This window comes from Nonomuraea insulae, from assembly GCF_042656245.1.
Map to the genome: position 1 here is coordinate 74,380 of NZ_JBHSPA010000025.1, position 13,708 is coordinate 88,087.

The 13,708-nt window shown below is 71.5% G+C and carries 14 protein-coding genes; 7 read left to right on the forward strand and 7 right to left on the reverse strand.

Going from position 1 to position 13,708, the window contains the following annotated elements; translation table 11 throughout:
* The first annotated feature begins 27 nt into the window (after positions 1 to 27).
* Positions 28 to 990: a TauD/TfdA dioxygenase family protein gene (locus tag ACFPZ3_RS21385; protein ID WP_379515942.1), complete on the forward strand. Its 963-nt coding sequence runs from the start codon at positions 28 to 30 to the stop codon at positions 988 to 990.
* 73 nt (positions 991 to 1,063) lie between these two features.
* Here the strand turns inward: ACFPZ3_RS21385 and ACFPZ3_RS21390 are convergent, their stop codons facing one another.
* Complete coding sequence (locus tag ACFPZ3_RS21390; protein WP_379515943.1) at positions 1,064 to 1,870, reverse strand: helix-turn-helix transcriptional regulator; 807 nt, start codon at positions 1,868 to 1,870, stop codon at positions 1,064 to 1,066.
* A 166-nt stretch (positions 1,871 to 2,036) separates the two neighbouring features.
* On the opposite strand from ACFPZ3_RS21390, the gene ACFPZ3_RS21395 reads away from it, so the two are divergent.
* From ACFPZ3_RS21395 to ACFPZ3_RS21415, 5 genes are all read left to right on the forward strand, one after another.
* Positions 2,037 to 2,867 (forward strand): NAD(P)H-binding protein, encoded by an 831-nt coding sequence (locus ACFPZ3_RS21395; protein ID WP_379515944.1) that lies wholly within the window; start codon positions 2,037 to 2,039, stop codon positions 2,865 to 2,867.
* A gap of 96 nt (positions 2,868 to 2,963) precedes the next feature.
* A complete protein-coding gene (locus ACFPZ3_RS21400; RefSeq protein WP_379515945.1) occupies positions 2,964 to 4,019 on the forward strand; it encodes a hypothetical protein in 1,056 nt (351 codons plus the stop codon).
* Between the two features lie 120 nt (positions 4,020 to 4,139).
* Positions 4,140 to 4,709 carry a hypothetical protein gene (locus tag ACFPZ3_RS21405; protein ID WP_379515946.1) on the forward strand — a complete coding sequence of 190 codons (570 nt, stop codon included), beginning with the start codon at positions 4,140 to 4,142 and terminating at the stop codon, positions 4,707 to 4,709.
* A gap of 144 nt (positions 4,710 to 4,853) precedes the next feature.
* Positions 4,854 to 5,894, forward strand: coding sequence for an endo-1,4-beta-xylanase (locus ACFPZ3_RS21410; RefSeq protein ID WP_379515947.1), 1,041 nt, complete (start codon positions 4,854 to 4,856; stop codon positions 5,892 to 5,894).
* A 190-nt stretch (positions 5,895 to 6,084) separates the two neighbouring features.
* A complete protein-coding gene (locus ACFPZ3_RS21415; RefSeq protein WP_379515948.1) occupies positions 6,085 to 6,828 on the forward strand; it encodes a thioesterase II family protein in 744 nt (247 codons plus the stop codon).
* Here ACFPZ3_RS21415 and ACFPZ3_RS21420 read toward each other — a convergent pair.
* The 6 genes from ACFPZ3_RS21420 to ACFPZ3_RS21445 all read right to left on the reverse strand — a co-directional run bounded on the left by ACFPZ3_RS21420 (position 6,794) and on the right by ACFPZ3_RS21445 (position 12,377).
* The gene (locus ACFPZ3_RS21420) at positions 6,794 to 7,354 is read right to left on the reverse strand and encodes a hypothetical protein (RefSeq protein ID WP_379515949.1); all 561 of its coding nucleotides are present in this window, start codon (positions 7,352 to 7,354) and stop codon (positions 6,794 to 6,796) included. The genes ACFPZ3_RS21415 and ACFPZ3_RS21420 overlap by 35 nt on opposite strands.
* A 15-nt stretch (positions 7,355 to 7,369) precedes the next feature.
* Positions 7,370 to 7,768 (reverse strand): RrF2 family transcriptional regulator, encoded by a 399-nt coding sequence (locus ACFPZ3_RS21425; RefSeq protein WP_379515950.1) that lies wholly within the window; start codon positions 7,766 to 7,768, stop codon positions 7,370 to 7,372.
* Positions 7,769 to 7,776: 8 nt separating this feature from the next.
* The gene (locus ACFPZ3_RS21430; RefSeq protein ID WP_379515951.1) at positions 7,777 to 8,718 is read right to left on the reverse strand and encodes a sulfite exporter TauE/SafE family protein; all 942 of its coding nucleotides are present in this window, start codon (positions 8,716 to 8,718) and stop codon (positions 7,777 to 7,779) included.
* A 484-nt stretch (positions 8,719 to 9,202) separates the two neighbouring features.
* Positions 9,203 to 9,598 (reverse strand): hypothetical protein, encoded by a 396-nt coding sequence (locus tag ACFPZ3_RS21435; protein ID WP_379515952.1) that lies wholly within the window; start codon positions 9,596 to 9,598, stop codon positions 9,203 to 9,205.
* Positions 9,595 to 11,160, reverse strand: coding sequence for a hypothetical protein (locus ACFPZ3_RS21440; protein WP_379515953.1), 1,566 nt, complete (start codon positions 11,158 to 11,160; stop codon positions 9,595 to 9,597). Before ACFPZ3_RS21440 ends, ACFPZ3_RS21435 begins: the two co-directional genes overlap by 4 nt.
* Complete coding sequence (locus ACFPZ3_RS21445) at positions 11,157 to 12,377, reverse strand: hypothetical protein (protein WP_379515954.1); 1,221 nt, start codon at positions 12,375 to 12,377, stop codon at positions 11,157 to 11,159. Before ACFPZ3_RS21445 ends, ACFPZ3_RS21440 begins: the two co-directional genes overlap by 4 nt.
* A 256-nt stretch (positions 12,378 to 12,633) precedes the next feature.
* Here ACFPZ3_RS21445 and ACFPZ3_RS21450 point away from each other — a divergent pair, with 256 nt between their 5' ends.
* On the forward strand, positions 12,634 to 13,704 hold the full coding sequence (locus ACFPZ3_RS21450) for a PP2C family protein-serine/threonine phosphatase (RefSeq protein ID WP_379515955.1): 1,071 nt from the start codon (positions 12,634 to 12,636) through the stop codon (positions 13,702 to 13,704).
* Positions 13,705 to 13,708 lie beyond the last annotated feature (4 nt).

The window sequence follows — 13,708 nt, forward strand, 5'->3', positions numbered from 1 at the left end:
CTCCACCTTTCTCAGGAGCGCTTCAGCATGCCCACGAACAACGTTCTGACCGTCAAGCGCGTCGCCGGGCACATCGGCGCCGAGATCGTCGGCATCGACCTCGCCCACCCCCTCGACCCCTCCACCGTCGCCGAGATCCGCCAGGCCCTGCTCACCCACAAGGTCGTCTTCTTCCGTGGCCAGCTCCTCGACCACGGCGGGCAGATCGCCTTCGCCCGCCAGTTCGGCGACCTCACCCACGCCCACCCGCACGAGGACGCCCCGCCGGAGGAGCACCCGCAGATCCTCACCATCGACCCGCGCAAATACGAGGCGCGCTACGGCTCCGGCTACCGCGACAGGCAGCGCAAGCGGCGCTACTCCTACAACTCCGGCTGGCACACCGACGTCACCGCCGCCGTCAACCCGCCGGCCGCCTCGATCCTGCGGGCCGAGACCGTGCCGGAGTTCGGCGGCGACACCCAGTGGACCAACCTCGTCGCCGCGTACGAGGGCCTGTCCGCGCCGCTGCGGGCCTTCGTGGACGGCCTGCGCGCCGAGCACCGCTTCCTCGCCGGCTACCAGGCCGCGGGCGAGGAGGAGGACGGCAAGCTCGTCAAGCGGATCAACGACAACCTGCTGGTCTCCGTCCATCCGGTGGTGCGCGTGCACCCGGAGACCGGCGAGCGCGCCCTGTTCGTCAACCCCGGCTTCACCGACCACATCGTCGGGCTCTCCGCCCCCGAGAGCCGCCGCGTCCTGGACCTGCTGTACGAGCAGATCACCCGCCCCGAGTACACCGTCCGCTTCCGCTGGCAGCCCGGCAGCATCGCCTTCTGGGACAACCGGGCCACCGCCCACCTGGCCCCGCTGGACCTCGACCACCTCGACGTCCAGCGCACCCTGCACCGCGTCACCCTGATCGGCGACCGCCCCGTCGGCCCCGACGGTTTCGTCTCCGAGATCGTGGCCGGTCGCGAGTTCAGGGCCGAATCCCTCGTCGTCGCCTGACGACCCACGATCGTGCGGGCGGGAACTGGGGGCACCCGCCCGCACACCAGCCACAACCGGGCTCGGGGCGCGTTCAGGCGAAGGCGCGCAGCCGGTCGAGGGCGTGGCGGGAGGTGGTTCCCGGGGCGGCGGTGTAGAGGATGAGACGGTGGCCGCCGCCGGGCAGGGAGAGGATCTCGCAGTCGAGGTCGATCTCGCCCACCTCAGGGTGCACCATGCGCTTGGTCACCGTCCGCTGGACCTCGATCTCGCGTGCCGCCCACAGCTCGGCGAAGCGCGGGCTGGACGCCGTCAGCTCCTCCACGATCCGGCGCACCTGCGGGTCGTCCGGATAGCGGCCGGCGGCCCGGAGGTCGGCGACGGCCTGGCGGCCCAGTTCGGCGTGGTTGTCGGGCAGGTGGCCGCGCGAGCCGCCGAAGAGCCAGCGCAACGTGTTGCGCTCCTTGCCCGGCCTGGCCGCCGGGTCGCCGATGAGGGCGACCAGCATCCGGTTCCAGGCCAGGAGGTCCCAGCAGGCGTTGACGACCATGGCCGGGGCCTCGTCGAGGCGGTCGAGGAGGCGCAGCGCGTTCGCGGGCACCTCGGGTGATTGGTCGGTGCGCACCGGGAGCTGGCCGCCGACCCGCAGCAGGTAGTCCTGCTCGTCGCCGGTCAGCCGCAGCGTACGGGCCAGCGCCGCGAGCACCTGCCGCGACGGCTGCGGCCCGCGCCCCTGCTCCAGCCGTACGTAGTAGTCGACCGAGATCCCCGCCAGCAGCGCGACCTCCTCGCGGCGCAACCCCGGCGTCTGGCGGCGCACGCCCCGGGCCAGCCCCGCCTCCTCCGGCGTCACCCGCTCGCGCCTGCTCCGCAGAAAACCGCCCAATTCCCGCCTGTTCATCACCTCCATGATGACCGACGCCCGGGACTGGTACCGCTTCATCACTTCCAGGACCGCCGGGTATCGCTTCGACACCTCCAGGACGGCCGCTCCCGGGACTGGTACTGCGAGTCCCAGGCCGGGCGGTGCCTACCCGGCGCACCCGGCGCACGGCCAGCCTGGTCACATGTCCATCCTGATCACCGGCGCGCGGGGGCACATCGCGCGCAGCCTCATCCAGCAGTGCCTCGCCGCGGGCACGCCCGTACGCGCCGCCGGCCGGAACCCGGACGCGGCCCGCCTGCCCGCCGGGGTCCGGGCGGTGCGCTGCGACCTCGCCGACCCCGCCACGTTCCGCGCGGCCCTCGAAGGCATCACCAAGATCTTCCTGTACGCCGAACCACGCGGCCTCGACGCCTTCGCCACCAGCGCCGCGGCGGCCGGGGTCGAGCACGTCGTCCTGCTGTCCGCCCTGTCGGCCGATCCCGGCTCGGCCGACGAGATCTCCCGCATGCACGGCGCCGCCGAACGGGCGGTGGCGGGTTCCGGCCTGGCCTGGACGTTCCTGCGGCCCGGCGGATTCGCCACCAACTGCCTGCAGTGGGCGCCGTCGGTACGGGCCGAGGGGGTGGTCCTGGATCCGTTCCCCGACCTGCGATCGGCGCCCGTCCACGAGGCCGACATCGCTTCGGTCGCCCTGCGCGCCCTGACGGAGCCTGGGCACGAGGGCGCGCGATACGTACTGACCGGGCCGGAGGCGATCAGCCGTCGGCGGCAGGCCGAGCTGATCGGGCAGGCCGTCCGCCGGCCGGTGCGGGTCGCTGTGCAGGACCTGGAGGAGTATCGCGCGGAGCTCATCGCCTGGACCTCGCCGGAGGTCGCCGAGGCCGTGATCCGCGAGTCCGCCGCCTCCGCCGACCGGCCCGCGCTGCTCACGGACACCGTCGAGAAGGTCACCGGCGAGCCCGCCCGCACCTTCGGGCAGTGGGCTCGCGATCATGCGCCGGACTTCACCTGAGGCGGGCTCGTTCGTCTGAAGGCCGGGCTACGTTCACAATCAAGCCCAAACGACCCCATAGGTTGCTACCTCATGGCATTCAATGACAGGTCCCTTGTGAGGACTGAGGGTTTTTCGCGGCGATCCCTGCTCACCGGCGCGCTGGCCGGGGCCGGGCTCACCGTGCTCGGCGGCGCCCCTGCCCAGGCCGGCGTACAGACGGGCAGGCGGGCGGGCAGGCGGACGCCTCGCGTGCTGATCGCCACGAACGAGCCTTGGGGCACCTACCACGCCGCGCCGCTGTTGCCCGAGGCGCGCCGTCTGGGCTGGGAGGTCGTGCAGCTCGTGCCCGACCGGTCGGGGATCAAGCCGGGCGATCCGGTGCCGGTCGCGCTCCTTGACGAGATCAAGGAGGCCGACCTGCTCGTGGTGACGGGCGCCGGGGACTGGCCAGCCGAGTGCGCCGCGCGGTTGCGCCGCCTGCCTCTGGTGGCGAGTTCGCTGGCCTACCAGTTGCCTTCCGAGGCGCCGCGGGCGAAGGAGTTCAGGGGGAGGTTGCGGGCGATCACCGCGTCGTCGCCGGCCGAGGCCGCGGTGTTCGACGACTACCTGGGCACGGGCCGGCGGCGGATCGAGGTCGTGGGCACGCCGCAGACCGACGACCTGCCCAGGCGCGCTCCCGAGGCGGACACCGTACTGGTGCTGACCAGCGTGACCAAGTCCGACGAGAGCGGCGGGTCGGCGCCCGGCACCGAACTGCTGCTCGCCGCGGCGGAACGGCTCGCGGCGGCCGGCAAGCACATCCTGGTCGGGCTGCACCCGCGCGAGAACCGCGCCCTCTGGGAACAGTACGAGATCAGCTCCGTCGCCTCGGTCCAGGCGTCGGCTCGGGCGCAGGCCGCGATCGGCATCCCCGGGACCGTCTTCCCCGTCGTCGCCGCGGTGGGCGTCCCCCTGGTGGGCTGCACGGACCCGGCCCTGCAGATCCCCGGCTACCTGCTGAGCGTCTGCACGCACACGATCACCTCCGCCGACGACGCCGTCACCGCCGTGGACACGGCCGAGCCCGTCTCACGCAAGGTCCTGTACGAGGCGGTCGGCCCGGTAGGCGGCTCCGCCAGACGCCTGTTCAAGGTCTGGCGCAAGTCCGCCGTCCGGACGCACGCGGCCTGAAGGGTTTGCGGCCCGCTGCCGGGCGCTCGATCCGGTGTGATCGGACAGGGCGCCCAGGATTCTGGACCTCCCGGGCGCAGGGCCTCGGGCCGGGCGGGGCGGCGGGCCAGAGTCAGGGTCATGGCTGACATTTCTTCCGCCCCGCGGTCCCTGGCACGGCGCCTCCCGATCACCGTCGCCCACCGCTGGCCCACCTGGTGCGGGCTGGCCGTCGCCGCCCAGAGCGCCCTGGACCTGGGGGACGGCCGCGGGCAGGCGGTCATCGTGTTCCTGGCGGCGCTCATCTACCTCGCCACGGCGGTGGTCGGCAGGCCGGGGGTGGTGTGGCTGCTGTTCGGCGCGTCGGTGGTGGCGGTGACGCTGCTGCGGTTGTTCGACCTGGATCCGTGGCCTGGGCTGGTGGGCGGCGCGGTCTCAGTTGCCCTCGTCGCCCTGGTCGACGGGGTGATGAAGCGCTCCCGGCTGACCGCCGCGCAGTTGCCCGCCATGGTGCTGTTCGGCGGCGCGGCGCTGCTCGCGGTGTCCCTCTCCCCCGCCGTCGGCGGCTATCTCGTCGCCGCCGCCCTGATCGGGCACGCCACGCTGGACGTCATCGTGTGGCGGGCGGACAAGGTGGTGACGCGGTCGATGGCCGAGTTCTGCGCGGTGCTCGACCTCACGCTCGGCGTGGCGATCCTGGTGCTCATCTGACCCAGGGGCGGGCCTCCGGAGACCGCTCTCCGGAAGGTTGACGAAGGGACGCCCAGCGCTTACGGTTCCGGAGCCGGTGAAATTATCGACACATTTCCGAAATTTTCGGAAGCGTCGCCCCCCACGGCTTTCGGAGGTCATTCGGTGAAGCCACTGATCATCGCCCTCGCGCTCATCCTCGCCACCCCCCTGCCCGCGTACGCCCACCCGCGCCCCCCGCGGGACCTGCGGCAACTGGCGCAGCAGACCGGGATCAAGATCGGCTCGGCCGTGGACATCGCCGCCCTGCGCGCCGAGTCCGACTACCGCAAGGTGCTCAACCGCGAGTTCAGCCACGTCACCGCGGAGAACGCGATGAAGTGGGAGTCCGTGGAGCCGCAGCGGGGCACGTTCACCTGGGCCGACGCCGACACGCTCGTGGACAACGCCCGCCGCAACCACCAGCAGGTACGCGGCCACACCCTCGTCTGGCACAACCAGCTCCCCGCCTGGCTGACCACTGGCGTCGCGGACGGCACGATCGGCAACGCCGAGCTGAGGAGCATCCTGCGCGACCACATCACCACCCAGGTACGCCGCTACAAGGGCAAGATCAGGGCCTGGGACGTGGTCAACGAGGTCGTGGAGGAGGACGGCACGATGCGGCAGAGCATCTGGCTCACCCACCTCGGCCCCGGTTACATCGCCGACGCCTTCCGCTGGGCGCGCCGCGCGGACCCGCACGCCAAGCTCTTCATCAACGACTACAACCTGGAATGGAACGCGCCCAAGATCGAGACCACGCTGGCCCTGATCAAGGACCTCCAGGCGCAGGGCGTGCCGATCGACGGGGCCGGGTTCCAGGGCCACCTCGGGATCCAGTACGACTACCCGGGCGACTGGGCGAACGTCATGCGCCGCTTCGCCGGCCTGGGCCTGGAGGTCGCGGTCACCGAACTCGACGTGCGCATGGAGCTGCCCGTGACGCCGGAGAAGCTGGCCACCCAGGCCCAGTACTACAGCCGGGCGCTCACCGACTGCCTCAGCGTCAAGGCCTGCCACGAGCTGACCGTCTGGGGCTACACCGATCGGCACTCGTGGGTGCCGGGGTGGTTCGAGGGGCAGGGCTCGGCGTGCCTGCTCGATGAGAGCCTGGCGCCGAAGCCCGCGTACCAGTCGCTGCTGGCGGTCAAGAGTCCTCGCTGACAGCACCCGGCAACGCCCGGGTTCTCACACCTTCGTGCGGACCCGGGCGTCCCAGCGCGCGGCGCCGAGTAAAGACAGATCGGGATAGAGTCGCGGGTGGTGCTGACATTTGGGGAGAAAACGTGCGCGTGGTGATCGCCGAGAAGTCCGTGCTGGTACGGGAGGGCGCCACCCGGGTCCTGGAGCCCCGATGATCTCCGACCCGTGGATCCGCCGTTTTCACCAGGCGGAAGCGAGCGTGCCACGGCTGGTGTGCCTGCCGCACGCCGGCGGCGCGGCCAGTTACTACCTCCCTCTGTCCCAGGCCCTGTCGCCGGGGCTGGAGGTGTCGGGGATCCAGTATCCGGGACGGCAGGACCGCTTCGGCGAGCCGTGCGTGGATAACGTGCTGACGCTGGCCGAGGAGATCTTCCAGCGGCTGCGGAAGTGGACCGACCGGCCGCCGGCGCTGTTCGGGCACAGCATGGGGGCCACGGTCGCGTACGAGGTGGCGCGGCGACTGGAGAACGACGGGATGGCGGTCGCGCACCTGTTCGTCTCGGCCGCGCGCGGGCCCGCCCGCGAGCGGACCGAGCGGGTGCACCTCATGGACGACGACGGGATCCTCGCCGAGGTGCGCCGGCAGGGCGGCACCGACGCCGCGCTGCTGCGGGACAAGGACCTGATGCGTCTCGTCCTGGGCACGATCCGCGGCGACTACCGGGCGATCGAGACCTACCGGCACACCGGAGGACCGGTCGAGTGCCCGGTGACGGCCATGGTGGGCGACGGCGACCAGAGCACCACCCTGGACGCGGCCCGCTCGTGGGAGGAGCACACGCGGGGGCCGTTCGAGCTGCGCGTGTTCTCCGGTGGCCACTTCTACCTCAACGACCACCTGGACGGGGTCGCGGGGGTCATCAGGTCAGCGCTGCGCCCTGAGGCGCGTCGTTGAGGCACTGAAGGAGGCCGTACACGAAACGCGCCCGGTAGGTCGCGCCGCCGTGGGGGAAGTCGACCGTCCAGTGGTGCGGCGCGCCGCCCTCGAGCTGCGCCGCCCTGGGAAAGCTCGCGCCGAGGTCGGCCACCACGCACGTCCACGGGAGCAGATCCGTGAAGGCGAGCGCGGCCCCGCCGGAGGGGCGGACGAACCACTGGTTCCACGCCTCACCGCCGGGGCCGACCAGCAACTCGAACTCCAGGCCCGGCCATGAGGGCAGCGGCCAGCGTAGAACATCGCAGGTCAGGCTGCCTGCGGGCCTCTTGCCACGGTAGGGGGCCGGCCCCAGGGCCATCCGCACCGCGGCGGCGCCCTTGGGCCCTCTCGGGGCGTGGGCCAGTCTCGTCCAGTGGGTGTGGGCCTCGCGTAGTTCGGCGCGGGAGGCGCCCATGCCGTGCAGCGCCTCCTCCACCTTCCCGGCGTTGAGATCACGCATGCGGTGCATCAACGCCAGCTCGAACTCGCGTACTCCGAAAGCCACGTCCACCAGCTTGCCCTACCGAACCTCCTGCTCGGTCCGGCCGTTGGCCACGACGTCGGCGAGGGTGATCTCGCTCAGCAGCGTGGTCTCATGGTTGCGCAGCCTGTCCCAGATCGCGGTCAGGGGTGCGGCGGCCGCGGAGAAGGGGCGGGCCGCCGGCTCGACGCCCTCGGTGACGCGGATGACGTCAGCGAGGGCGATCTCCCCTGCCGGGCGGGCGAGCCAGTAGCCCCCGTCGGGGCCGCGCCGGCTCCGTACGAGGCCCGCCCGGCGAAGTTGAAGCAGGATGTTGTCACAGAAGCGGCGCGGGATCTCCTGGGTGACGGCGATCCGCTCGGCGTGCACCGGGGCGTCGGCCACGGCCAGGGCGAGCATGGCGCCGAGTGCGTACTGGGTGCGGGCAGAGATTCTCATGGGCCGGCTCAGGCGGAGGCCGTCTCCTCCTCCGTGCTCGACGACGGGCGTAGTTGGCTGTCCACCGCCTCGACGGACTCATTGGCCTTGTCGCGCCGGTATTCGCGTACGGAGTAGGCGATGGCGGCGGCCCAGATGGCGGCGATGACGATGTAGGCGATGGTCTGGACGCCGCCGGAGGCGTCGATCCAGTCGCTGCGGAGCAGCGTGCGTACGTTGGTCAGGACGATGACGCCGCCCACGGCCGAGCCCAGGATGCGGGGCGGGATGTGCCGTACGAGCCAGGCGGCGATCGGCGCGGCGATGACGCCACCGAGCAGCAGCACCGCGACCCAGGAGAAGTTGATGTTCTCCGAGCCGATGCCGAAGAAGAAGCCGATGCTGGCGGCGATGGCGACGAGGAACTCACTGGCGTCGATGGAGCCGATCACCTTGCGCGGAGCCATGCGCCCGCTGGCCAGGATGGCCGGCGTGCCGACCGGGCCCCAGCCGCCGCCACCCGTGGCGTCCACGAAGCCGGCCACCAGGCCGAGCGGCGCCAGGAAACGCCTGCGCAGCGGCTTGCCCAGGTTGCCGCGGGGCAGTCCGAACGCGGTGAAGCGGATGAGGATGTAGACGCCGAGGGCCAGCAGGATCAGCGACATGACGGGGGCCGCGATCTCGGTGGACAGGCTGGACAGGAACGTCGCGCCGGCGAAGGCGCCGACCGCTCCCGGGATGCCGATCTTGGCGACGACCTTCCAGTCCACGTTCCCGAAGCGCCAGTGGGAGATGCCCGAGGCGAGCGTGGTGCCGATCTCGGCGAGGTGGACGGTGGCCGAGGCGGCCGCCGCGTTGGTGCCGATGGCCAGCAGCAGCGTGGTCGACGTGACGCCGTACGCCATACCCAGGCTGCCATCGACGAGCTGGGCCGCGAGGCCGACCAGCCCGAGCAGGATCAGTGCCCGCACGATCTCCCCTTTCCTACCATTCCTACTATACAAGTCGGAATAATACTTTAGGGAGCGGGAGGTTCTGTCAAGCCCTGGTATGGACACGGATGAATGACGTCACCCCACCCGACCGGCACGACCGACCGGCACGACCGACCGGCACGACCGACCGGACCGCCCTGCCGGACCGCCCTGCCCGGCTGCGCCGCCCATCTCGACTGCCCATCTCGACTGCCCATCCCGACCGCGCCGCCCGACCGCGCCGCCCGACCGCCCCGTCCGGCTCAACCGGCTCTGCTCGCTCGGCCAGCCCATTCGGCCGGCCCGCCCGGCGAGGTCGCTTGGCGGGAGCCGCTCGGCGAGGGCGCTCGGCAAGGGCCGCCCGGCCAGCCCGCCCGGTCAGCCCGCCCGGCGAGGGCGCGCGGCGGGGTCGCGCGGCGGGGTCGCTTGGCGAGGGCCGCTTGGCGGGCCCCACGACCACCTGCTGGTGGGGTCGTCTTCGCTAGTCGGTGATGAGGGCCTTGACGGCTAGTTGCTCCTCGCCCGCAGGTCCGTCGAGGCGGATCGACAGTTCCCAGACGCCGGTCATCGGGAAGAGTTCGGCCTCGGCCTGGAAGTGGCCGGGTTGCCGTTCTGTGGCAGTGAACTCGGCCGTGGAGTGTCCCATGTCGGCCATCACCGAGGACAGGGCGACGGTGTCGGGGTCGCCCGACTTCATCACTACCTCCACGGTGACGCGTCCTGGGGCGGGGTCCTCGATCAGTACGGTGGCGGCGTAGCGGGTGCCCGTGGTGGTCAGGCGGAGCGGTTCGGCCACCACGCTCCTGCCCACGACGAACAGCGCGACGGCGGCGGCCACGAGCGCCGCCATCGCGATCAGTGCCCGTTTCCTGGTCATCGTGTGGCCTCCCGCGCCGTCACGTTCACGGTGAAGGGCACGGTCACGATGCGGTCGCCGGTGGCGTACTGGGCCCAGGCGAGGTAGCGGCCGGGCTCGGGGAAGCTGAAGGTGAAGCGCAGCCGGGGGCCCGGGGTGCCCATCTCGTGGAGGTGGCCGAAGAACGTGCCGTCCTGGCTGCGTACGAGCAGGTGGCCGGTCATGCCCAGCCACGGCCGCACGCCCTCCGGGGTGGCCAGCTCGATCGTCGCCGGGCGCCCCGCGACCGGAACGGCCGGCTGCAACCGCGGCTCCACAGCCTGACCGCCAAGGTCAGCCGTACTCGACGCCACCGCGCCAGCCCCCGTCTCCGGCGCTGTGTCCGATGTCGCTGTGTCCGATGTCGCCGTGTCCGATGTCGCCGTGTCCGATGTCGCCGTGTCCGGCGCCGCCGTGCCAGTCGCCGTGCCAGTCGCCGTGTCCGGCGCCGCCGTGTCTGACGCTGCCGTCTCCGATGTCGCTGTGTCCGGCGCTGCCGTGTCCGATGTCGCTGTGTCTGGCGCTGTTGTGTCTGACGCTGCCGTGTCCGATGTCGCCGTGTCTGGCGCTGTTGTGTCTGACGCTGCCGTGTCCGATGTCGCTGTGTCGCCGCCGATGTCGAAGTGTGTGGCGGTGAGTTGGCCGCCTGAGTCTTCGCGTTCCAGCTCCGTGTGCGCCAGGTATCGTCCGGGGCAGTCGGTGCGGAGACGGACCTCCAGGCGGCCAGGTGCCGTGCGGAGAGGGTGAAGGTGGCGGAAGAAGTGCCCGTCCTCGCTGGTGACGACCAGGTGGGCGAGGGCCTCGTGATGGGCGGTGAGATCGTCGACGGGCCGCCCGGTCGAGCCGTCGACGAGGTCGATCCGCAACGTGAACTCCTCCCCCGCGGCCGGGCGGGCCGGCACCGTCTCCATCCGCGCCTGCGCGTACGGACGCCCTGCCGCCGGTGTAGCGGCCGTAGGCGCGGCGCCGGAGGGCGCGGCGGGCGGCATCTGCGGTTCGAACACGACGACCATGGCCGCGACCGTCACCCCGGCCGCGGCGCCGGCGGCCAGCAGCATCGCCGCGCCGCGCCGCGCCAGGGCCCCGGTGAGCAGGCCGCCCACCAGCAGCAGCCCCGCCACGAACAGGCCGCCGTAGATCAGGAAGTCCCCCGCCGACCCACGGTCGACGAGGACGCGGAACGGGATCACGGCGACCTCGTTCCCGGCGCTCAGTTTCAGCTCGTGCGGGCCGGTCCGCTCCACCCTGAGCTGCGCGTACTGCTCCGCGCGCGGCACCGCCGTGGCCGTGCCTGTCACGGTGTGACCGTCCTCGACCGAGCGGACCTCAAGATGGACGGGCAGCGGGGTGACCGGCTGGTAGGCGATCACGCCGATCCGCAGCGGCCCCGGCACCCGGGACGTGCCTTTGATCACCACTGTGATCTCGGCGCCGGCGATCGTCTGGGCGATCCGCAGATCCGCTCCCGCCGTGACGTTGTGCGCCGCGGCGGGAGTGGCGGTCGCCAGGATCAGGGCGGCGACGAGACACAGGACTCGGATCATGCCCGCTCGACGTCGACCGCATCAGGCTTCGCGCCGGCTTTGGCGGTCTCGACCGCATCAGACTTCGCGCCGACCACGGCGGCCTCGGCCACGTCCCGCGAGGCCACATCCCGCGAGGTCACGTCACCGGAGACCGCGTCACGCGAAGCCACGTCACGGGAGACCGCGTCACGGGAAGCCGACGCGTCATGGGAAGCTGCGTCACGTTCGGTCACCGCAGGCTCGACGCCGATCGCGTTGGGCAGGAACAGTGCCCCGAGCGCCAGCCCGATCAGCCCGGCGATGATCGGCGAACCGGTCCACAACTCGGGCACGGCGGGCAGACCGCCTCCCGTCGCCGAGGCGAAGGCGATGTAGAGCGACCACGTGGCCAGGCCCGACAGCCCGGCGAAGGCCCAGTAGGCGGTCCGCCGCGCCGCCGACGGCCGCAACCACCGGATCAGCAGGTCACTCACCAGCCCGCCGGTCACGATGGACAGCAGGACCGGCACGTTCGTGAACTCGGTCTGCGCGCCCGGCATGAGCGCGGCCAGCGTGTACATGACGGTCACGGAGCCGAACGGCAGCCGCCAGCGACGGGCCAGCAGCAGCACCGGGGCGAGCAGGATGACGTTGGTGAGGACCATGGCGGTGGCGAGCCCACCGGCCCCCGGCTCCTCCAGGTTGGAGAACGCCTCGACGATGCGCGTCTGGCGGTACTGCAGGGCGTCGCCGTACGAGAGGAACAACGACACCAGCGTGGTCGCGAACGCGAACCCGATCAGCGCCGGGAGCAGGCGCCCCAGCGTCGGCCGCGCGCCCACGTCGGGGGCGTTCCAGGCGGAACGGAGCGGTGTGGTGAGGATGAGGAGCATCGTCACGATGAGCCCCAGATGCGAGGGGCTGAAGAGAATGTCGATGGTCGTTTCGATGCCGAGCAGGGTGTGCCACATCATGTCGATGAACCCGAAGAAGGCGAATGCGGGAATCGCCACCAGCCCGGCCAGATATCCGGTCGGAACGGCGGCCAATCCCTGCCGCCCGGTGCGCACATTGCGCCACACCTGCCAGAGAATCCAGCAGGACACCACGGCGAACCCGGAGTAGAACACCGCGTGCCAGGGAGTGAAGAACGTCTCCAGCTCCGCGAGATTGGTGTGCGCCCACGCGTCGATCATCAGTCCGACGCCGAACCAGACGCCCAGCAACGCCGTCACCAGGTCCGTCCTGGGGGACACCCATCCGCGCGGCTCCCCCGAATCAGCCAGTAATCGCCGTATACCGGCGTTAGCCAATGCCACCACATGACTCCTTTCGCTCAGCTCGAATCTATCCAGATTCGGCGAAATACACGGGCCTGAAAATCTCCTGTGAATTTCACGGTGCGTGCCAGTTCGGACACGCTTCGACTGACGTCCGGCGGCACGCTTGAGAATGGCACGTGCCCTGCGCGATGCTGGACGTCAGCGCGTTGTTGATCATACGGGGGGTCGGATGAGGTCGTTGCAGGTCCTGCGCTGGCTGCCCTTCATCGTCATGCTGGGCGTCGCCCTGACCGATCTGCTCGCCGGCGAGTCCCTGGTCTTCCTGCCGCTGCTCACGCTGGGCCCGGCCTTCGCGTCGGTGTCGGGCGGCGTGCGCAGGACCGCGGCCGTCGGGGCGGTGGCGCTGGCCATCTGCGTGCCCATGGCGATCTACAACGACCTGCTGTTCACCTGGGAGAACAACCTCACCGTCATCGGCATCGTCGGCGTGACGGGGGCGAGCATGCTGGCCAGCCGCCTGCGCCTGGAGCGCGAGCGCGAACTGGCCAGCGTCCGGCAGGTCGCCGAGGCGGCCCAGCGTGTCCTGCTGCGGCCGGTGCCCCGGCGGGCGGGCGATCTGCGGGTGGCGCTCTCCTACACCTCCGCCGCGGCAGAGGCGCGGATCGGCGGCGACCTGTACGAGGTCGTCACGACCCCGCACGGCGTACGGCTGCTGATCGGCGACGTCCAGGGCAAGGGCCTGGCGGCGGTCGAGACGGCGGCCTGGGTGCTGGGCGCTTTCAGGGAGGCCGCCTACGACGAGGCCGACCTGGCCGACATCGGCGACCGGCTTGAGGCGAGCCTGGCCAGGCATCTGGGTGGCGAGCAGTTCGTGACCGCGATCATCGCCGAGATCCATGAGGCGGAGATGTCGCTGGTGAACTTCGGCCATCCCGCGCCGCTGCTCGTCCTGGCCGGCGGCGAACTCCGCACGGCCGAGGCGCCCGAGCAGTGGCTGCCGCTGGGCCTCGGCATGTTCGACTCCTCGACGCCGAAGGCGCACCGGATCCCGTTCGGGGGCGGGGATCGCATCCTGTTCTTCACCGACGGGGTCATCGAGGCCAGGAACGCGGCGGGCGAGTTCTACCCGCTGACGGAGCGGGCGTGGCTGCTGCACCGCGACGACCCGCAGACGGCGCTCGACGCGCTGCGCGCGGACCTGGTCGAGCACGCGGGCGGCCCGCTCCTGGACGACGCCGCGATGTTGCTGCTCCACCGCCCCGTGACCGATGAGACGCACCAGGTCATGGCGCCCCCCTGATCCG

Excerpts from the sequence above, each read along its gene's own strand:
- ACFPZ3_RS21385 (WP_379515942.1), top strand. The coding sequence starts at position 28 with ATGCCCACGAACAACGTTCTGACCGTCAAGCGCGTCGCCGGGCACATC.
- ACFPZ3_RS21390 (WP_379515943.1), bottom strand. The coding sequence starts at position 1,870 with ATGAACAGGCGGGAATTGGGCGGTTTTCTGCGGAGCAGGCGCGAGCGG.
- ACFPZ3_RS21395 (WP_379515944.1), top strand. The coding sequence starts at position 2,037 with ATGTCCATCCTGATCACCGGCGCGCGGGGGCACATCGCGCGCAGCCTC.
- ACFPZ3_RS21405 (WP_379515946.1), top strand. The coding sequence starts at position 4,140 with ATGGCTGACATTTCTTCCGCCCCGCGGTCCCTGGCACGGCGCCTCCCG.
- ACFPZ3_RS21415 (WP_379515948.1), top strand. The coding sequence starts at position 6,085 with ATGATCTCCGACCCGTGGATCCGCCGTTTTCACCAGGCGGAAGCGAGC.
- ACFPZ3_RS21425 (WP_379515950.1), bottom strand. The coding sequence starts at position 7,768 with ATGAGAATCTCTGCCCGCACCCAGTACGCACTCGGCGCCATGCTCGCC.
- ACFPZ3_RS21435 (WP_379515952.1), bottom strand. The coding sequence starts at position 9,598 with ATGACCAGGAAACGGGCACTGATCGCGATGGCGGCGCTCGTGGCCGCC.
- ACFPZ3_RS21440 (WP_379515953.1), bottom strand. The coding sequence starts at position 11,160 with ATGATCCGAGTCCTGTGTCTCGTCGCCGCCCTGATCCTGGCGACCGCC.
- ACFPZ3_RS21450 (WP_379515955.1), top strand. The coding sequence starts at position 12,634 with ATGAGGTCGTTGCAGGTCCTGCGCTGGCTGCCCTTCATCGTCATGCTG.